At 66.8% G+C, this 19,480-nt stretch carries 18 protein-coding genes; 4 read left to right on the forward strand and 14 right to left on the reverse strand.

The window, feature by feature from the left end; translation table 11 throughout:
- Positions 1-361: 361 nt before the first annotated feature.
- The 4 genes from murU to EKL94_RS06510 all read right to left on the reverse strand — a co-directional run bounded on the left by murU (position 362) and on the right by EKL94_RS06510 (position 3,992).
- Entirely contained in the window at positions 362-1,072 is a 711-nt protein-coding gene (gene murU / locus EKL94_RS06495; protein ID WP_126928458.1) for an N-acetylmuramate alpha-1-phosphate uridylyltransferase MurU, read from the reverse strand.
- The gene (locus tag EKL94_RS06500; protein ID WP_126928459.1) at positions 1,069-2,094 is read right to left on the reverse strand and encodes an aminoglycoside phosphotransferase family protein; all 1,026 of its coding nucleotides are present in this window, start codon (positions 2,092-2,094) and stop codon (positions 1,069-1,071) included. The genes murU and EKL94_RS06500 overlap by 4 nt, the downstream gene beginning before the upstream one ends.
- A gap of 64 nt (positions 2,095-2,158) precedes the next feature.
- Positions 2,159-2,428, reverse strand: a complete 270-nt coding sequence (locus EKL94_RS06505; RefSeq protein ID WP_049434469.1) for a GlsB/YeaQ/YmgE family stress response membrane protein — start codon at positions 2,426-2,428, stop codon at positions 2,159-2,161.
- A gap of 70 nt (positions 2,429-2,498) precedes the next feature.
- The gene (locus EKL94_RS06510) at positions 2,499-3,992 is read right to left on the reverse strand and encodes a M20 family metallopeptidase (RefSeq protein WP_126928499.1); all 1,494 of its coding nucleotides are present in this window, start codon (positions 3,990-3,992) and stop codon (positions 2,499-2,501) included.
- Positions 3,993-4,191: 199 nt separating this feature from the next.
- Here EKL94_RS06510 and EKL94_RS06515 point away from each other — a divergent pair, with 199 nt between their 5' ends.
- The 4 genes from EKL94_RS06515 to EKL94_RS06530 all read left to right on the forward strand — a co-directional run bounded on the left by EKL94_RS06515 (position 4,192) and on the right by EKL94_RS06530 (position 7,342).
- Positions 4,192-4,518, forward strand: a complete 327-nt coding sequence (locus EKL94_RS06515) for a ComEA family DNA-binding protein (protein ID WP_260473396.1) — start codon at positions 4,192-4,194, stop codon at positions 4,516-4,518.
- Positions 4,519-4,870: 352 nt separating this feature from the next.
- Positions 4,871-5,956 carry a L,D-transpeptidase gene (locus EKL94_RS06520; protein WP_126928460.1) on the forward strand — a complete coding sequence of 362 codons (1,086 nt, stop codon included), beginning with the start codon at positions 4,871-4,873 and terminating at the stop codon, positions 5,954-5,956.
- A 17-nt stretch (positions 5,957-5,973) separates the two neighbouring features.
- A complete protein-coding gene (locus EKL94_RS06525; RefSeq protein WP_126928461.1) occupies positions 5,974-6,699 on the forward strand; it encodes a murein L,D-transpeptidase catalytic domain family protein in 726 nt (241 codons plus the stop codon).
- 34 nt (positions 6,700-6,733) lie between these two features.
- Positions 6,734-7,342, forward strand: coding sequence for a HutD/Ves family protein (locus tag EKL94_RS06530; protein ID WP_126928462.1), 609 nt, complete (start codon positions 6,734-6,736; stop codon positions 7,340-7,342).
- Between the two features lie 255 nt (positions 7,343-7,597).
- On the opposite strand, the gene EKL94_RS06535 is transcribed toward EKL94_RS06530, so the two are convergent.
- The 10 genes from EKL94_RS06535 to EKL94_RS06580 form a co-directional block, all read right to left on the reverse strand.
- On the reverse strand, positions 7,598-9,202 hold the full coding sequence (locus EKL94_RS06535; RefSeq protein WP_126928463.1) for a sulfite reductase subunit alpha: 1,605 nt from the start codon (positions 9,200-9,202) through the stop codon (positions 7,598-7,600).
- Positions 9,199-10,170, reverse strand: a complete 972-nt coding sequence (locus EKL94_RS06540) for an FAD:protein FMN transferase (RefSeq protein WP_126928464.1) — start codon at positions 10,168-10,170, stop codon at positions 9,199-9,201. The genes EKL94_RS06535 and EKL94_RS06540 overlap by 4 nt, the downstream gene beginning before the upstream one ends.
- A gap of 54 nt (positions 10,171-10,224) precedes the next feature.
- Complete coding sequence (locus EKL94_RS06545; RefSeq protein ID WP_126928465.1) at positions 10,225-11,028, reverse strand: DUF4198 domain-containing protein; 804 nt, start codon at positions 11,026-11,028, stop codon at positions 10,225-10,227.
- A gap of 75 nt (positions 11,029-11,103) precedes the next feature.
- Complete coding sequence (locus EKL94_RS06550; protein ID WP_126928466.1) at positions 11,104-11,622, reverse strand: DUF2271 domain-containing protein; 519 nt, start codon at positions 11,620-11,622, stop codon at positions 11,104-11,106.
- A gap of 26 nt (positions 11,623-11,648) precedes the next feature.
- The gene (locus EKL94_RS06555; protein WP_005408421.1) at positions 11,649-12,287 is read right to left on the reverse strand and encodes a PepSY-associated TM helix domain-containing protein; all 639 of its coding nucleotides are present in this window, start codon (positions 12,285-12,287) and stop codon (positions 11,649-11,651) included.
- A 217-nt stretch (positions 12,288-12,504) separates the two neighbouring features.
- Positions 12,505-14,931, reverse strand: a complete 2,427-nt coding sequence (locus EKL94_RS06560) for a TonB-dependent receptor domain-containing protein (RefSeq protein WP_126928467.1) — start codon at positions 14,929-14,931, stop codon at positions 12,505-12,507.
- A 146-nt stretch (positions 14,932-15,077) separates the two neighbouring features.
- Positions 15,078-15,479: a hypothetical protein gene (locus EKL94_RS06565; protein WP_126928468.1), complete on the reverse strand. Its 402-nt coding sequence runs from the start codon at positions 15,477-15,479 to the stop codon at positions 15,078-15,080.
- A 164-nt stretch (positions 15,480-15,643) separates the two neighbouring features.
- Positions 15,644-16,321: a Fe2+-dependent dioxygenase gene (locus EKL94_RS06570; protein ID WP_126928469.1), complete on the reverse strand. Its 678-nt coding sequence runs from the start codon at positions 16,319-16,321 to the stop codon at positions 15,644-15,646.
- 10 nt (positions 16,322-16,331) lie between these two features.
- Complete coding sequence (locus tag EKL94_RS06575; RefSeq protein ID WP_126928470.1) at positions 16,332-17,051, reverse strand: tetratricopeptide repeat protein; 720 nt, start codon at positions 17,049-17,051, stop codon at positions 16,332-16,334.
- Positions 17,052-17,120: 69 nt separating this feature from the next.
- Positions 17,121-19,424, reverse strand: coding sequence for a TonB-dependent receptor (locus EKL94_RS06580; protein ID WP_126928471.1), 2,304 nt, complete (start codon positions 19,422-19,424; stop codon positions 17,121-17,123).
- Positions 19,425-19,480: the final 56 nt, after the last annotated feature.

Genomic DNA, 19,480 nt, shown 5'->3' on the forward strand with positions numbered 1-19,480 from the left:
TTTTAAAGGGCGGGGTGGGCCCCTGGGCCCCAAACCGCGGGGGCCGCGGGGAGCGATCCGTCTTGTCCTTTCTTTTTCTTTTCCGTGGCTGGACGCGCACGGAAATTGTCCGTGGCCGGGCGGGATGGGTTGCGCAGGGGCGTGAGCCGCATGGATGCGGCGACCGAGCTTACAGGGGTGAGGGCGCTTTGCTTGCGAAGCATTGCTTCGCAAGCGACCGAACGCACAGCCGCTAGCGGCTGGGCCGGGCCCCGGAGGGGTACTTGCAGCCTCCCCTGCGCAGCCCATCCCGACCGGCCAAGCACGGCTTTGCAGTCGAGCAAGCTCGACTCTACCGACCACGCATCCAGCCACGAGGGGCTCAGCCGTTCGCCGCCAACTCAACATCCAGCGCGCGCAGGCGATCCACGGTGCCGACATCGGTCCAGCGCCCGCGATGGTGCTGCCCCGTCATCAACCCCTGCGCCATGAAATGCTTCTGCAGCGGCACCACCGAGAACTTCGGCGGCATCCGCTCGCTGCCCGGTGCCTCGCCGATCACCGCGCGCCAGTCGGCCACGATGGAAGGGCGATACACGCCGATGCCGGCATAGGTCAGGCACGGTCCTTCGCGGTCGTGGTGCAGCAACCCCTGCGCATCGAGGCGGTAGTCACCGTCCGGGTGCTGCGTGGGATTGTCGACCAGCACCAGGTGCGCCTGGCCCTGCGGCTCGCGCGGCAGCGTGGCGAAATCGAAGTCAGTCCAGATGTCGCCGTTCACGACCAGGAACGGGGCGTCGCCCAGCACCGGCAACGCGTTGAGAATGCCCCCGCCGGTTTCCAGCGGGGTCTGCCCTTCGTACATGAAATGCAGGCGCAGGCCCCATTGGCTGCCATCGCCCAGCGTCGCCGGGAACTGCTCGGCCAGCCATGCGGTGTTGACCACCACCTCGCGCACGCCGAGTGCGGCCAGGCGTTCCAGGTGCCACACGATCAGCGGCTTGCCAGCTACTTCCAGCAGCGGCTTGGGCGTGTGCAGGGTCAGCGGGCGCATGCGCTCGCCGAGGCCAGCAGCAAAGATCAGTGCCTTCATCGGGCCACGCGCATCGGTGCGGCCAGGTCGGCCAGCGCTGGCTTGATGCGGCCTTCCAGCAGCTGCTGCAGCGGTGCCAGTTCGCGGTAGCGCGGCAGCACTTCATCCAGATAGGTGATGAAGCGCGGCGCGTCGTCGAGGTAATGGCCCTTGTTGTCGCGATAGCGCAGGCGGCAGAACAGGCCCAGGATCTTCACGTGGCGCTGGATGCCCATCCAGTCAGCATCGCGCAGGAAGGTGGCGCGGTCGGGCATCGGCAGGCCGGCGTCGCGGGCGCGCTGGTGATACTGCGCCAGCCACTCGTCCACACGCTGCAGCGGCCAGCTCAGGAACGCGTCCTTGAACAGGCTCATCGCATCGTAGGCGATCGGGCCGCGCACCAGGTCCTGGAAATCCAGCACTGCGGGACCATTCTCGACCGGCATCAGATTGCGCGGCATGTAGTCGCGGTGGGTCATCAGCTGGGCCTGGCCCAGCGCGTTGTCCATCAAACGGCGGTGTACCAGCTGCAGCCCTTCAATCTCGCCGCAGTCCAGCTCCAGGTTCAGGTGGCGCTGCAGGAACCATTCGTCGAACAGCCCGGCATCGCGCTGCAGCAGCGCCTCGCCGAACTGGCCGAAGTCGGCCGGCACCGGGATCGCCTGCAGGCGCAGCAGCTGTTCGATCGAACGGCCGAACCATTCGTCAGCGTTGCGCTCGTCGAGGATCTTCGCCAGGGTTGGGCCGCCGAGATCTTCCAGCAGCAGGAAGCCGGCATCCAGATCCTGTGCCAGCAGCGCGGGCACACGCAGGCCGTTGTCGTGCAGCAGGCCGCGCATGCGCAGCCACGGCCGCGGATCTTCCAGCCCCGGCGGGGCGTCCATCACGATGTGGCTGCCGCGCGTGCTGGTGGTGCGCCAGTAGCTGCGCATGCCGGCATCGACCGAGGCGCGTTCGACCACCGCGTTGGCATCGTCGAGCTGGGTACGGGCCCACTGCAGGCGCTGCGCGCTGCGCTGGGGATCGGAGGCGGGTTCGGTCATGCAGGCATATCCGGGCGCGCTGGGCGCGCCTACGTCGGGAACAGAATGGGAAAGGGGGGCGGGGTCAGCGGCGGCCGCTGAACAGGCGCAGGACGGCCAGCACGGCCACCGCACCCACTACCGCACCGAGGAAACCGGCCGGCTCACCGGGGGCGTACCAGCCCATGTACTGGCCGAACCAGCCTGCCACCAAGGCGCCAATGATGCCCAGCACGATGGTCAGCAGGCAGCCCATGCGGTTGTTGCCGGGCATGAAGAAACGCCCAAGCAGGCCAACGAAGAAGCCGACCAGGATGATGTAGAGCCAGCTGCTGCTGCCGAACAGACCATTCATGCGCGCGATTTCCACCAAGGGTGGACGCAGCCTAGCAAGGCCAGGCTGCGTCCGTCACGGTGTGCCGTAATCAGCAGCAGCCGTGGTCGCCGTGGCGAGTGCCACTGTCGGCAGCCACCGGCGAACCGCTGGTCTCGCCGCGCAGGCTGGCGGCGTAGTGCTCGCTGATCACCTTGGACACGCAGGCGGTGACCTTCTTGCCCATCGGGATGTGCAGGAACTCGTTCGGGCCGTGTGCATTGGAGTGCGGGCCGAGCACGCCGGTGATCATGAATTGGGCGCCCGGGAACTTCTCGCCCAGCATGCCCATGAACGGGATCGAGCCGCCTTCGCCCATGTACATCGCCGGCTTGCCGAAGAAGGCCTGGCTGGCGTCGTCGATGGCCTGGGTCAGCCACGGCGCCATGGCCGGGGCGTTCCAGCCGGTGGAGGCCTTTTCCAGGTCAAGGGTGACCTGCGCGCCGTTCGGCGGATCGCGCAGCAGCGCTTCCTTCAGCAGCTCGCCGCAGGTCTTGCCATCGGCGGTCGGCGGCAGGCGCAGCGACAGCTTCACCGAAGTCTGCGGGCGCAGCACGTTGCCGGCCGATTCCAGCGCCGGCATGCCACCGACGCCGGTGACCGACAGTGCCGGGCGCCAGGTGCGGTTGAGCACCAGCTCGGTCAGGTCCTCGTTCATCGGGCGCAGGCCGTCGACCATCGGGAACTTCTCGAAGATCTCGGTATCGACCACTTCGGCGGCACGCTTGGCCTGCGCCTGGCGCTCGGCCGGGATTTCTACGTTCATGCCGTCGATCAGGATGCGGCCGGTGTCCTGGTCCTCGATGCGCGACAGCAGCTGGCGCAGCAGGCGGAAGCTGGACGGCACCACGCCGGAGGCATCGCCGGAGTGCACGCCTTCGTTGAGCACCTTCACGGTGAAGTTGCCGCCGGTCAGGCCGCGCAGCGAGGTGGTGCACCACAGCTGGTCGTAGTTGGCGCAGCCCGAATCCAGGCAGACCACCAGCGACGGCTTGCCGATGCGGTCGGCCAGATGGTCGACGTAGGCCGGCAGGTCGTAGCTGCCGGACTCTTCACAGGCTTCGATCAGCACCACGCAGCGTGCGTGCGGCAGGCCCTGGGCCTGCAGCGCCAGCACGGCGGCCAGCGAGCCGAAGATGGCGTAGCCGTCGTCCGCACCGCCGCGGCCATACAGCTTGTCGCCGCGCAGGACCGGGGTCCACGGGCCGAGGTCGTCGTCCCAGCCGGTCATTTCCGGCTGCTTGTCCAGGTGGCCGTAGAGCAGGATGGTGTCGTCGCCGGTTTCGGCGCCGGTAGCCGGAATTTCCAGGAAGATCAGCGGGGTACGACCTTCCAGGCGCACCACTTCAACCTTCAGGCCGGGCAGCTGCTGGGCCTTGGCCCAGTTCTCCATCAGCGTGACCGCCTGTTCCATGTAGCCGTTCTGCACCCAATTGGCGTCGAACATCGGCGACTTGTTGGGAATGCGGATGTAGTCGACCAACTGCGGGACGATTTCGCTGTCCCACTTGTCATTGACGAATTGGCCGAGCTTGGCGCTGTCCATCTGAAACTCCGGTTGCATGGGCTGATCCGGCCATTCTACGCCTGTGCCACGGGTAGGGTTTTTCCTACAGCACGTCGGGTATTTGGCTGGCTTTTAGAAATCCAGGAAACCGATAGGCTGTGTGCATGTGGTGACGGACACTGTTCCTACCGACGGGATTGCCGGTCGGGACGGCCAGAATCACAAGGAGTTACACGTCGTGCCTTGGAATGTCGTGTTGAGGGCACTGGTGCTGGTCGTGTGGATCGCTGGGGCGCATGCCGCCGAACCGATCGACATCAACCGCGCCGATGCCCAGGCGCTGCAGCAGGGATTGACGATGGTCGGAGCCGCCAAGGCCGAGGCAATCGTCGAGCACCGGCGCAGACACGGCCCGTTTCATCGCGTCGAGGACCTGACGCAGGTGAAGGGGATAGGGAAAGCAATCGTCGAACGGAATCGACAGCGGATCACCGTAGGCAACAGGTTGTTGCCGGCGGATCCGGTACCCGGATCGGTACCGGTGCGAACCGTACCCAGGCGCTGACAGCAGGAATCGTCGGAACCGGCAGGAAGCTGGCTCACCGGTCACGGACAGGACGGCCGTGACCACCGACCGCCGCAGGACGCGGCACCAATCACCAGGATGGTGGCATCACAGACCTGTGGAAGGGGCTGAGATACAAACAGGACAGACGCGGCCGCGTGCAGGATGCAACGCTACCCCCACAGCGCAGGATGCGAGGGGGCGGCAGCAGGCCGACAAGGACGTAACGATTGCCCGGTACGACACATGGCTGTGTCGCCGGGCAGTTTCATTTCCGGCGCCTGGTTTTGCCGCGGCCACCACGGGCCGATGGTGTACGGTGGCCGCACCGCATGGAAAGGACCCCCGCTGGATGCTTCCGCACCGCCCCACCACCCTGATGCTCGCCCTTGCACTGGCCCTGCCGCTGCTGGCCCATGCCGCTGCGCCGACGCCGGCTGCCAAGCCTGTAGCTGCCTCAGCCAGCACCGCCGAAGTGCGCGGGCCGACCGACCTCAAGCCGGGCGAGTACCTGTGGCATCCGGAAATCTCGCCGACCGGCCCGATCGTGCTGGTGGTCAGCCTCGATGAGCAGCGCGCCTATGTGTACCGCAACGGCATTGCCATCGGCCTGACCACGATCAGCTCGGGCAAGGCCGGGCACGAAACGCCGACCGGTGTGTTCACCATCCTGCAGAAGGACAAGGACCACAAGTCCAACCTCTACAACAGCGCGCCGATGCCCTACATGCAGCGGCTGACCTGGGACGGCATCGCCCTGCATGGCGGCAGCCTGCCCGGGCATCCGGCCTCGCACGGCTGCGTGCGCCTGCCGCAGGCCTTCGCGCAGAAGCTGTTCAGCGAAACCCAGCGCGGCGATACCGTGGTCGTGGCCGATGCCAAGAGCTCGCCGATGACCCTGGCCTATCCGTCGGTGCTGGCGCCGGTGAACGCGCGCGGCCAGGCCCTGCCGGAGACCGAGGGCGGGGCGCCGGCACAGGCCTGGTGGGACGACGCCGCGGCGCCGGCCGGGCAGGTCGGCATCCTGGTCAGCCTGCACGACCAGCGCCTGTACGTGCTGCGCGATGGCGTGATGATCGGCGAGTCGCCGCTGAAGGCTGACGCCCTGCCGGCCTTCCAGGGCACCACGCTGTTCGTGATGGGGCAGGGTTACAGCGACACCCCCAGCCCGCTGGACGTGAACCAGCGCCTGCACCAGTGGACGGCCTACCCGTTGCTGGGCCAGGACCGGGCCCAGGCCACACCGGACCTGCTGGCCACGCCTTCGCTGCCGATGGCGCTGCCGGCCGACTTCGCCCGCCAGCTGTACCAGGTGCTGGTGCCGGGCACGACCCTGCTGGTGACCTCGCTGCCGGCGGTCCGCCCAAGCCCGGCTGAATCCGGAATGCAGCCGGTCTTGGAATCCGAGCCGCCAGGGTCCACCCTCAAGGGCAACTGAGTCCCCTCGTTGTGCCCATGTCTGCATCCCGCCTGTGCCGGCTGGCCGCGTTCGGCCTGCTGGCGACCTCGGCCAGCGCCCCGGCGCTGGCACAGACGCCCGCCCTCGCCACCTCTGCCGATGATCTGGCTGCCTTGCTGTCGCGCAGTGCGCCCAAGGCCGACCGCCACGTGTTGCAGCTGGCGGCGCACGCCATGCGCTGTGCGCTGCAGCGGCCGGAGCTGGGCATCAACGGTGATCGCCTCAGCGTGATCGATTACTCGCGGCCGTCCACCGAGCCGCGCCTGTGGGTCTTCGACCTGGCCCACCAGCGCCTGCTGTTCGAGGAATGGGTGGCGCATGGCCGCAACAGCGGCGAGAACCGCACCGAGCACTTCTCCAACCGCGATGGCAGTTTCATGTCCAGTCTCGGCGCGTTCACCGCGCAGGAGACCTACATGGGTGGCAATGGATATTCGCTGCGCCTGGCCGGACTGGAACCGGGCTTCAACGACCGCGCGCGCGAGCGCGCGATCGTCATCCACGGTGCGCCGTACGTGAATCCGGCCACCGCGCAGCTGCAGGGGCGGCTGGGCCGCAGCCTGGGTTGCCCGGCGGTGCGGCTGTCTGTGGCCAAGCCGCTGATCGATGCGTTGCGTGGCGGCACGATGGTGTTTGCCTACTACCCCGACCAGGACTGGCTGAAGCACTCGCAGCTGCTGGCCGGCGGATGCGGTGGCCAGGGCACGCTCGCCACGCGGTGATGCACGACGGCGCGCAGCATGATGCAATGCGCGGATGAACATCGACTCCCTACTGCACACTCCGAGCCAGGTCATTTCCAGCCTGGACTATCGTCGCGAACGCTGGCGGAATGGACTTGGCTGGACCCGCGAGATCCTGCGCCTTCCTGCGCAGGGTGATGACTGGGCGCTGCGCCTGTCGGTGGCCGAGATCGAGCAGGACGCGGCGTTCTCCGCCTTCCCTGGCGTGGAGCGCGAGCTGGTGCTGCTGCAGGGCAATGGCGTGCGCCTGCGCTTCGACGATGGACGCGTGGCGGAAGTGCTGCCGCCACACGGGCGGGTGCGCTTTGCCGGCGAGGAAACGCTGCACGGCGAACTGGTCGATGGCACCACCCATGATTTCAACCTGATGTGGAAGCGCGAGCTGCTGCAGGCCGAACTGCTGCACCGGCCGCTGGTGGGCGCGATGTTCTTCTTCTGCGAACCGGGCGTGGCCTGGGCGCTGCATCTGCTGGCCGGTCAGGGGGAGTTTGGCGCCGACAGCGGCCTGCCGGCGCTGCAGGCGGGCGATACCGCATGGTTGGCAGCCGGCGAACGTCAGCGGCACGCGTTGCAGGGTGGTGGCGAGTTGCTGGCGATACGGGTCAGTGCAGCGGCGGGATGATTCCTGGGCGCCGGTGGCTCAATCCACGCATGGCGTGGATCTACTGGGTGTGGTTGCCATGCCTGGACACGCCGCGCAGTAGATCCACGCCATGCGTGGATGCGGTCGCCGATGCCGCGTCATGGTGCGAACCAAGGTTCGCACCCACCAGAGGGCGGTTCGCACCCATCAGAATGCGGTTCGCACCTACCAGGAGGCGGTTCGCATGCATCGATGCCATTCAGTAGATCCACGCCATGCGTGGATGCGGCAACCTCAATACACATCGCGCCGGTAACGACCGGCCAGCAACAGCGCTTCCTTGCCTGCAGTACCCAACACCTGCTCGATCACCGCATCCACCGCCGGGGCCATGCCCTGCAGGCTGCCGCAGACCAGGATCGTCGCGCCTTCATCCACCCACTGCCGCAGCGTTGCCGCTTCGGCCAGCAGCCGGTCCTGCACATAGCGATGCGCGCCGCCGTCGCGGCTGAATACCGCATCCAAGCGCGCCAGCGTGCCGTCTTCCAGCATCGCCTGCAGTTCTTCACCGAAGTGGAAGTCGTGCGCGGCGGTGCGCTCACCGAACAGCAGCCAGGTCCGGCGCGCGCCCTGCTGAGCACGTTCGTGCAGGTGCGCGCGCAGGCCGGCGATGCCGGTGCCGTTGCCGATCAGCAGCAGCGGCACATCTGCGGGCACGCCATGGAAATTGTCGTTGCGGCGCAGACGCAGCTGCACCGGTTCGCCGATGGCCGCGTGGTCGCACAGCCAGCCGCTGCCGATGCCGGGTGTTCCATCGGCGCGCAGCTGGCGACGCAGCAGCAGCTCCACCGCACCGTCGGCCATCACCGAGGCGATCGAGTACTCGCGATGCGGCAGCGGCTGCAGCGCCGCCAGCAATGCGGGCAGATCACCCGGGGGAACCAATGAGGGCAGGTGCGAGCGCGCGACGCGTGTCAGCAACGTCTGCTTGTCATCCAGCACGATGTCCGCATCGAAGCGTTGTGCATCCAGCCAGGCACGCACGGTGTGCGATGCGTGCTGCGGGCCGATCTCGGCGATGTCGCCGGCCTGCCACTGCGCATCCGCGTCGGCCGGTGGCTGCAGGCGCAACCAATACACCGGACCGCCGGGGCTGCCCGGGTTCAGATGCTCGCGCTGCAGCAGCGTCCACGGCTGGTACTCGGCCGGGCTCCAGTCGGGCAGTTCACTGGCGCCACCGCCGAGTTGTCCCAGCAGCTGTTGCCAATGACGCAGCGCCGCCGGATCGGCGTTGTCGACTTCGATCGCATCGAACAGTGGATGCGCGCCGTGCTGGCGCAGCCATTGGTCGAGCTGGTGACCGAATCCGCAGAAGTGGCCATAGCTGCGGTCGCCCAGTGCGAGCACGCCGTAGTGCAGGTGCTGCAGCGAGGGCGGCGTGGCCATCACCCCGCGCAGGAACGGCAGGGCGTGGTCGGGCGGATCACCTTCGCCGGTGGTGCTGGCGATGAACAGCGCGCGCTGGCTGTCGGCCAGCAACACGGCGTCGACCTCATGCAGGCCGCGCACGCGCACGGGCACGCCGGCACCGCGCAGGGCTTCGGCACTGCGTTCGGCCAGTTCGCGGGCAAAGCCGGTCTGGCTGGACCAGACCAGCAGGATGGGCGCGGTGTCTCCGGTTGCGGCATCGTCGTGCGGGCGCCCCCGCCACCACAGTGCAGCGCAGGCCAGCGCATACAGCGCCGTGGCGAGCACCGCGATCTGTAACTGCCGCGCCGGTGGCGCGCCCTGCCACCAGGCTTCCCCCAGGTGCAGGCGCAGCAGCGCCCAGCCGATCACTGCCAGCAGGAACAGAGCCAGTGCGTTGCCGAGCCAGGCGCGCGATGGACGTGCGCTCATGCGTCCTGCTCGTCGAGCAGGCGCTGGAAGGCGCTGCTGAGGAATTCCTGCGGGCCTTCTGCGGCGCGTTGCAGGTAGCGCGCGGCCAGTCCTTCGCGTTCGGCCAGCGCCATGCCCTGTTCGCGACCGAGTACGGTCAGTGCGGTGGCCCAGGCATCGGCGTGCATGGCGTCGTCGGCCACCACGGTGACTGCCGCGGCGACCTGGCGCACCGGTCTGCCCGAACGCGGGTCCAGGCTGTGGCTGTAGGCCTCGCCATCGGCCTGGTACTGGTGCCAGCGATCGCCGGAGGTGGCCACGGCCTTGCCGTCCAGCGCCAGCACCCGTGGTGGGGTATCGGTGTGCACGTCTTCTTCCGGTGCGGATTCCACCAGCACGCGCCACGGCTGTCCGTCCGGTTTGCGGCCGTAGCCGGCCAGCTCGCCACCGACTTCGACCAGCGCGGCAGTGATGTCCTGTGTGCGCAGCCACGCAGCGACATGGTCGACGCCGAAGCCCTTGGCGATTGCAGAGAGATCCAGTTCCAGTCCGCCCGGCTGCAGCAGTGCATCGTCCTGCCACTGCAGGCGCTGCCAACCACAACGCTCACGCGTGGCCTGCAGGGTAGCGTCGTCGGGCTGGCGGCGTTCACCGGCATGTGCACCGAAGCCCCACAGGGCAACCAGCGGACCGAGGGTGGGATCGAAGGCGTCGCCACTGGCCGAAGCGATGGCCTGTGCGCAGGCCAGAACGTGGCGGGTCTCAGCCGGCAGCACGCACCATTGGCCAGCGTCGGCGCGGTTGTAGCGGCTCAGGTCCGAACCGCGCTCCCAGGTGCTCATCTGCGCGACCACCTCGTCCAGCCGCGCCTGGATGCCGGCATGGAGCGGGTGCAGGTCGCGCTGGCGCGGGGCGACCAGCGACACGCTCCAGGTGGTGCCCATGGTGGTGCCACCGAGGCGGGCGATATCGAGCAGGGGATCGGTCATGGTGGTGTGCTGCAGATGCGATGCCGGGGTTGCCCGGCATCGCGGTCCACGTCATTACTGCGGCAGCACTTCCAGCGTGGCGACGTAGCTCAGGCGGCGCTTGGCGGCCTGCTTCACCGACGTCCTGTTGTCTTCGGTGCCGGTTTCCAGCCAGTACATGCCGGCTTCCGGCCAGGTCACCTTGATCTCGCCCTTGGCATCGCTGGTGACCTTCAGTTCGTCCTGCGCGTTTCGGTAGCGGGTACCGCCACGCACGATCTCGAATTCCAGGCCGGCGGCAGGCTTGCCATCGACCAGCACACGGAAGGTGGCTTCCTCGCCAGCGAACAGATCGTTCGGGTGGCCGACGGCGACCAGCTCGATGCCACGGTTGGTCGGCTTCAGCGCAGTGTCGTTCGGGGCGCCGTTGGTGACGAAGGTCTCCACGCGGCCGACCGACTGGCTCACTTCCAGCTTCTTCGCGTCCTTCGGCAGTTCGCCGAAGGTGGCGACGCTGCCGCGCCAGCGCTTGCGCTCGCCGTTCTGCTCGTAGGTGGCGAACAGGCCATCGTTGACCGACGCGATGCGGTAGGTACCCGGCTGCTTCAGTTCGATGTCGAACACGCTGCGGTACTTGCCGGTCGACGCGTTCTGCGGCTGCACGGTGCTGCCGTCCGGTGCGGTGATCACCAGCGATTCCAGGCGCAGCGGCACGTGGTTGAAGTAGAACAGGTCGTTGGAGACCGCACCGTCGACGGTGATCCACGGCGCGTTGCCGGCGATCACGGTCTGCGAGGGCAGCAGCCAGGCCTTGTGGGCCAGGGCGGAGAAGGGAAGGGCAGCGGCCAGGGCGGCGGCGAGGACGAGCGTGCGCTTCATGCGGAAGACTCCAGTGGATGCGGGGTGATGCGACAAGGGCGAGGGGATTACGACTTAATCCCCTCCGTCCCCTTTTCAGGGTTTGACGGCCAGGGTGACCTGGCCCAGTTCGGTGGCGCCCTGCGCCTTGCCGTTCTGCGCGGCGGTGGCTGGCCAGGTGAAGGGGATCTTCAGCAGTTCGCGGCCGCCGACTTCGCGCACCGCTTCCACTACCAGGGTGTAGTTGCCCGGGGCCAGCTGCTTCAGTGCCGGCTGCTTGTCGTTGAACGACAGCGCGTGCTTGCCGACCGGGCGGGTCGGACCGGTCACGCCGTCCACCGGCACCTGCAGGGTGCGGCCACTCTTGCGCCACCACTGGCGCAGGTCGGGCAGCCACTTGGTGCCATGGCCTTCGCTGTTGCTGGTCTGCTGGTACCAGATCGAGAGGTTGGCCGCGACCTTCTGGTCGGCGCCTTCCAGCCACACGGCCACATACGGGCGGTGGTATTCGGCCACGTTGAGCTTGGGCACTTCGACGTTGATGTCGAGGGTGGTGGCATAGGCCGGCGAGGTGGCCAGCAGGCCGCTGAGGGCGATGGTCAGGGTGACGCGCATGGGGCGGCTCCGGAAACGAAGGAAAGTCAGTGGATCAGCAGCAGGGCGATCAGCAGCGGGATCATCAGGCCGAGGCCGACCAGCGGCCAGGTCATGCGCCGTTGCCGCGCATGCAGGTGCAGCAGGAACAGGCCGGTGATGCAGAACACCAGGCAGGCCACGGCGAACAGGTCCAGGAACCAGCCCCACGCCGGGCCGGCATTGCGGCCCTTGTGCAGGTCGTTGAGGTAGGACACCGCGCCGCGCGAGGTTGATTCGTACTCCACCGCGCCGGTCTCGCGATCGATGCTCAGCCAGGCGTCGCCGCCGGGGCGTGGCAGCGACAGGTAGATCTCTTCGGGCGACCACTCGGCCGGGCGCCCGCCGATGGCGATGCCCAGCTGCGTGTCCAGCCATTGCCGGGCCGGGCGCGGAATCGGCGCGTTGCCGTCCTCGCGCGTGCCCAGTTGGCCCAGCAGCGCGGCCGGCAGTTCCAGATGCTGGTTCTGCACCTCGGGCTTGGCCTCGATCTTTGCGGCATGGTTGAGGGTCAGGCCAGTCACCGCGAACAGCAGCATGCCGATCAGGCACACCGCCGAGCTGATCCAGTGCCACTGGTGCAGCGTCCGCAGCCAGAAGCCACGGTTCTGTTGCTGCTGCACGGTGGAAGAGGCAGGACGGCTCACGGCACGGTTCGGGGCGGACGAGGACTGCCCATTACATCATTGATGAGAATAGCTCGCAATTGCGTGTCGTTCTGTATCCCTGGAGGGGAATTGCCGGCGGTTGGCCGGCAATTCCGGGGTTCCGGGAAACATCGTGGGGTTGCCGGCCTGCGGCCGGCACTACCGACAGGCTGGAACTGCCGATCCACGCCATGCGTGGATCGAACAGTACCGGCGATCAGAACTTGAAGTTCAGGCTCACCCAGACGCTACGGGCCTTGTCCTTGTTGTTGTAGTCGTCTTCGAACAGCACTTCGTTGCTGGCATCGCCATAGATGCCGCTGTTATCAAGATCGGCGAAGCTGGCTCGGTAGGTGGTGAAATCCCGGTCCAGCAGGTTGTTGATGCGAGCATTGACCGTCAGCCACTGCGTCGCTTCGAACGAAGCGCCCAGGTGCAGGGTGGTGTAGTCCTTGTAGTACAGCTTCTCCCGGGTATTGGCGCTGAGTCCGCGGAAGCGCTTGGAGCGCGCCTCTGCCGTCAGGAATACATTGAACCGCTCGCTGGCTTGCCAGTCGAAGGTAGCGTTGGCCATGTGCCGCGCGCTGTTGCCCAGGGGGAGGCCTTTCTCCGCGCCGCTCTTCTGCTCACTGTCCGTGTAGGTGTAGTTCGCACGCAGGCTGAAGCGCTCGCCGATGTTCCAGCGTCCAGCCACTTCGGCGCCCTGGATGATCACCTCATCGATGTTCACCGTTTTGCTGCTGTTGGCGTAGCCCAGCTCGGCGTAGTCGCCGGTGGAGGTGCAGGCCAGGGCGAGGCGGCCGCCACAGGGTTGTGAGGCGATCTTGTCGTCGAAACGGTTGTGGAACACCGTGGCATTGAAGTTGTGCCCGTCTGGATGCTGCCAGTAAACCGCCAGTTCGGTGCTGGTGCTGGTTTCGGGCTTCAGGTTCGGGTTGCCGAACATCGGTAGCGTGCCCTGCGCGCCGAAGCCGGTGACGCCGTCGTACAGCTGAGTGGTCTTGGGTGTCTTGAAGCCCGTGCTGACACCACCCTTCACCGTCCACTGTTCATTGACGGTGTAAACGCCGTACAGGCGCGGGCTCAAGTGGTCGCCGAATACCTCGTGGTCGTCGTAGCGCAGGCCATAGGTGATTCCCAGCGGCGCGATGACGGTCCAGGTGTCCTCAGCGAACAGCGAATACATGTTGTGCTCCTGCTTCTGGCCGGGCATTCCGCGCTCGGTGCCGAACACGCCGTCAGTCAGTTCACCACGGATGACCTGCGCACCGACAACGGCGATATGCTGGCCTGCGGCCTGGAAGGGAATGTCCAACTTTGCATCGAAGGTGTACTGGGCGCTTTCGAGCGTGCGTTGAGGACGTGGCAGGAAGGTTGATTCAGCCAGTGCGCGGCGTTCAGCCGTTGAGCGGCCACGATAGGCACCGGTGCCGTCGATCATCTGCAGCAGCAACTCGCGTTCGGCGACAGTGAATGGCATCGTCCGGCCATCGTTGTTGGTCGAGACGTGCGAGAGGGACACCAGGCTGTTGCCAAAGCCCCACTTGCCCTCGTGGGTCAACGCCCATGCATCGCGGGTGAATTCCTGGGTCGGTCCGTAGCCTACGCGCGGGTCGGCTCGACGAGCCCACGTGCCGCCACTGACGCGGCATGCATTGGCATTGGCACCGCTGCCGTTGCGGCAGAAGTTGGCCGTGCGCCAGATGCTGTTGATGTTGTCCACGGTGCCAACCGGGTACTCCTCGACACCGGCATCATTGATCTTGATCGAATTGTCGTACTCCTGGCGCGAGGTGTCGTAGTCCAGCGTCAGGCGTTGATCTTCATTTATGTTCCATTCGAGGCTCAGACCACCAGCTTTGTTTGTGTTGTCTACGGTCTTGCCACCGCCGCCAAAACCCAGCGTGCGGGCATGAGGGGTGCCGTTGGGGTCGATTGCCGGTGAGTAACGGGGATTGGAAGCATCACGGTCATACCAGCTGGCCCGTGCGCTGAGGTTCAGTACACCAGGAACAATGGGACCGGTCACATACAGGTCTGCGGTACGGTCGTCACCGAATTCGTCATCGGTCTCGAAGGTGCCGGCAAGGGTGGCCGAGCCGCTCCAGCGGTCCAGCGATCGCTTGGTAATGATGTTGATGACGCCACCCATGGCGTCGGCGCCGTACAGTGTGGAAGCCGGGCCGCGGATGACCTCGATGCGCTCGATCGCGTCCAGCGGTGGGATGTGGTTGAACTGGTTGCCACCGAAGTTGTTCGGGTAGATGTCGCCGTGATTGTTCTGACGGCGGCCATTGACCAGGATCAGCGTGTAGTCCGAGCCCATGCCGCGCATGGAAATGGTGCCTTGGCCGGTCTTGTCGCGGGTCTCGCCAACGTCCACGCCTTCCAGATCGCGGACTGCATCCAACAGGGTCATGTATGGGCGCTTGGTCAGCTCTTCCTGGGTGATGACTGAAATGCTGGCCGGCGCGTCAGTAATTTTCTGCTCGAAGCCGGAGGCGGTGACCACCACCTTGTCCAGCGTCTGTGGCGCGCCGGAAGCGTCACCGTGGGCGAAGGCGGGGGCGGTCATGGCCGCCAGCACGGCGCTGGTCAGCAGGGTACGGGACAGGGACGAACGGACACGATGGCGCTGGGCCATGGCAGTAACCTCGAAGGATGCAGGGTGGTGCGATGCCAGGCGCGAACGGCGCGGCATGCACGGGGAGGCCCGGTCAGGGGCGGCAGGGATGAAGCAGGCAGCGGCGCGCGGGCACGACCGCGCAGGCGGTCACGCGGGGCCGTGAATCAGGCGAGCGGCGGCGCCTGGCCGCGTTGCTGGCGGCGCCCGGGCGCATCGGCCCAGGGCGTGTCCGGAGCGGCCAGCGGCCAGTCCGGGCGCACGCCGGGCATGGCCGGCGTGGCGGGTACGAGTTCAAGCTCGGTGCGCAGCCATTGGCTGGCCAGCAGCAACGGCGGGCGTGCCTTCTCGGCTGATTTCACCGGAGCGGCAGCACAGCGGCGCAGCTTGGCCGGTGCCTCTTCCTGCAAGGGACCTTCGCCGCCGCGCTCTTCCAGCGGCATCTGCACGGCCATTCCGGCCTGGCCGTGTGGCAGCAGCGGCAGGGTGCCCAGCAGCAAGGCCAGCATCGCCACCCACGCCAACAGGCTGGCCAGCGCAGGACGCTGGCCGCGCATGGCGGTGCCCATCTTGCGATGGATGAGTGGGCGAGGGCGAAGCGGGCGCAGCAAGCAGGGGTCCCCAGGGGTCTGCCGGCAGCGGCCGGCATCAACGGGGCGTGATTGTAATGAGAGCTGTTAGCTGTTGCAAATGAGAATGATTGCCAAAATGTCGCAGGCCAGCCTGACGGGGCTCAGACTTCGCTCCAGCGCCGCAGCAGGTTGTGATACACGCCGGTCAGCTGCAGCACCGCCTCGGCGTCGCCACCGGTCTGCCGCAGGCGCTCGATCGAGCCGTCCATTTCCCACAGCAGGCGGCGCTGCACATCGTCGCGGACCATGCTCTGCACCCAGAAGAACGAGGCCACGCGCGCGCCGGCGGTAACCGGCCGCACCTGATGCAGGCTGCTGGACGGGTACACGATCAGGTCGCCGGCGGGCAGCTTCACTTCGTGCTCGCCGTAGGTATCGCTGATGATCAATTCGCCGCCCTCGTACTCGTCCGGCGCCGACAGGAACAGGGTGCAGGAAATGTCCGAGCGCAGCTGTTCGCCGTTGGCCAGGTTCATTACCGCGCCATCGACATGGAAGCCATAGGTGCCGCCACCGCTGTAGCGGTTGAAACGCGGCGGCAGGTATTTCAGCGGCAGCGCGGCGCTGAAGAACAGCGGGTGCCGGGCCAGTGCGACGAGGATGATCTCGCCCAGTTCGCGGCGCAGCGGTGAGGCCTCGGGCAGCTGCTGGTTGTGCTTGGCCTGCGCGCCCAGATGGCCGACGGTCTCGCGGCCATCGGTCCAGTCGGCGGCATCCAGTCGGCGGCGGAAGTCGGCAACCTGGTCGGCGCTGAGAATATCGGGGACGTGCAGCAGCATGCGGGACTCCTCAGAGGGACGGCGGTGCGACCAGGGCGCGCACCTGCGGATGCGGCGACGCGGCCAGTTCCGGCACGATGTGCGCCATGAACGCCGGGCTGCCGTGGGCCAGTGCAAGCCGCAGCCAGTGCACGGCCTGCTCGACCTGGCCGGCCTGCAGCAGGATCGAGGCGTAGTTGGCCTGGCCGCGGAAATCACCGGCTTCGGCCGCGCGCTGGTACCAGGCCAGCGCTGCCTGCGGATCGGGTGCGGTATCCAGGCCGTCTTCGAGGTGGCGGGCCAGCAGGTTCATCGATTTGGCATGGCCCAGGTGTGCGGCACGGGTATACAGGGCCAATGCCTGCGCGCGGTCCTGGGTCACGCCGCGGCCGGTGGCCAGCAGGTTGGCCAGGTTGTACAGGCCCCAGTCCAGCCCGCTATCGGCCGCGCGCCGGTACCAGACCGCGGCGAGTGTCGGGTCGGGCGCGGTGCCCTGGCCCAGTTCGTGGCAGCGGCCAAGCATGTTCATCGCCATCGGCGCGCCGTTGTTGGCGGCGGTTTCGTACCAGAGCAGTGCCGCCGAGGTGTCCTGTGCGGTGCCTTTGCCTTCCATGTGCATCTGCGCGAGCAGCAGCTGCGCCTCGACCTGTCCGGCCTGCGCAGCGTCGCGCACGCGCGCGAAGGCAGCCTGCGGATCGTGCTGCAGCAGCTCGGCCAGGGCATCGCTGTCGATGGGAGTGCGGGTAACCATGGGGTGAGTATCGCCGGAAACAAAAACGGCGGCAGGAGAACCCTGCCGCCGTGGTGGAGCGGAGCTACATCAGAACTTCACGTTCAGTGCCAGGGTGGCCGAGCGACCCGGGGCGATGCTCGCGTAGTGCGAGGCATAGGCCTTGGTGAAGTAGGTCTTGTCGGTCAGGTTCTGCACGTTGAGCTGCAGGCTGATGTTGTCCTGGATCGCGTAGCTGGCCATCGCGTCGAAGCGGGTGTAGCTGGCAATCCACTTGGTGTTGGCGACGTCACCGTACTGCTTGTCCGAGTAGAACGCACCAGCGCCGATGGTCAGGCCGATCGGGAAGCGGTAGGTGGTCCACAGGTTGGCGCTGTGCTTGGCGGTGTTCGGGAACACGTTGCCGTTGTTCGGGGAGACCACGTAGGTCGGGCAGGGCTGGCCACGCGGTACGCTGACGCCGCAGACGAAGCCGTTGTCCTTCAGTTCCGAGTCCAGGTAGGTGTAGCCGCCGTACAGGCTCCAGGCATCGGTCAACTGGCCATTGAAGCCCAGTTCGAAGCCGTTGATTTCCTTCTTGCCGGCATTCTGGCTGGTGCCGTTGTCGATGGTCACACGTGCGTTGTTCATCACGGTGTGGAAGATCGCGGCAGTCAGGTTCAGGCGGTTGTCGAGCAGGTCCCACTTGGTGCCGAGTTCGAGGTTCCTGGTGTCCTGCGGCTTGAGGTCGGCGACGCCGGCATTCAGGCCGTCCGAACCGTCGCCACCGTCCATGCCCGGCGGGGTCGAGGAGGTGCCCCAGGACAGGTAGATGCTGCCGTTGGCGGCCGGCTTGAACACCACGCCGGCCTGGTAGTTCAGGAAGTCGTTGTCATTGCGCACACGGGGAGTGGCGCTGCCCGGAGTGAGCAGGGTGGTGGAGTAGTCGTCATAGCGCAGGCCGACGTTGAAGCTCCACTGTGCATTGAGCTCGATGGTGTCGAACAGATACGCGGACTTGGTCTTGGTGCGCTGTTCAACGTCCTGCGCCTTGTTGCTGCGATAGACAGTCTGACCGGCCGCCCACGGATCGTTCGGGTTCGGATTGTTGAAGTCGGTGCAGTTGTAGCCGGTAGCGGCACCGGACACCGTGCATCGCGAACTGTTGGCCGCGAGGGGTTCCAGCGGGTTGGCGGTGCCTGGCGTCATCTGGTAGCTGCCACGGGTCATCTTCTCGTCGCTGTACTCCACGCCCGCGCTGTAGCTGTGCTTGAGCGCGCCGGTCTGGAAGGCGCCGGTCAGGCCCAGCTGGTCAGCGAAGCTCTTGACGTCGACCGCACGGGAGTTGGTCCGGCGCCACAAGGTGCCGTACAGGTTGGGGTTGCCCTTGCTGTCGTCCGGCTGGGTCCACAGGTAGTCGTTGCTGGTGTTGCCCAGGCGCGCGATGTTGCGCAGCTTGTGGCCGCCGAAGTCGTAGCTGGCGTCCAGAGTGCTGATATCGGCGCGGGTGTGCTGGAAATCACGGTCGACCAGGCCGTAGTAGTTGTTGCGGTCCGGCACCATCGGGCGGCCATCGCCGTTCTTGGCCACGTTCGGGCCGCTGGAGAACGGATTGTTGTAGGGGAAGCCACCCGCGTCCGGCAGGTCATCGCTCTGCATGTGGTAGTGGCTGGCGATCAGCTGCGCCGGGCCGTTCAGGCCGAACGCGATCGACGGCGCGATGCCCCAGCGGCTGACATTGGCGGCGTCGCGGCCGGCGATGTCCGACTCGTGCTTCATCAGGTTCAGGCGGGCGGCGATGCCGTCGCCCAGCACGTAGTTGGCGTCCACGGTGCCGCGTGCGTAGCTGTCGGTGCCGATGCCCATGCTGGCGCTGGTCTCGTTCTTCAGCTTCGGCGTCTTGCTCACCAGGTTCAGGCTGCCACCACCGGAGTCACGGCCGCCGTAGGCCGAGCTCGGGCCCTTGACCACTTCCACCTGCTCCAGGTCGAAGATTTCGCGGGTCTGCGAGCCGACGTCGCGCAGGCCGTCGACGAAGACGTTGCTCTGCGAATCGAAGCCACGGATGAAGGGGCGGTCACCGGTCGGGTTGCCGCCTTCGCCGGCACCGAAGGTGATGCCGGGGACCATGCGCAATGCATCCTGCAGGTTGGTCGCTCCGGTTTCGGCGATCAGCTTCTCCGACACGATCGACACCGACTTCGGGGTATCCAGCAGTTCGGCGGTGAACTTCGGCGAGGACGGATTGAACCAGCTGCCGCGCACCTGCACCTTGTCCAGGTCGGTGGCCTTGCGGGAGCCGGCATCGGCGCTGTCGGCGGCCTGTGCGGCCAGCGGTGCGAAGCCGGCGGCCAGGGTGGCGGTAGCGAGCAGGGAAACGCGCGGGGCGTGCTTACGGGACGTGATGTGGGTCATGGTATGGGTGGCGGTGGCTTGGATCGGGAAAGGGCGAGGGCCGAAGCGCAGGCAGC

It is taken from the genome of Stenotrophomonas maltophilia, from assembly GCF_003970865.1.
Lineage (GTDB): Bacteria > Pseudomonadota > Gammaproteobacteria > Xanthomonadales > Xanthomonadaceae > Stenotrophomonas > Stenotrophomonas maltophilia_AR.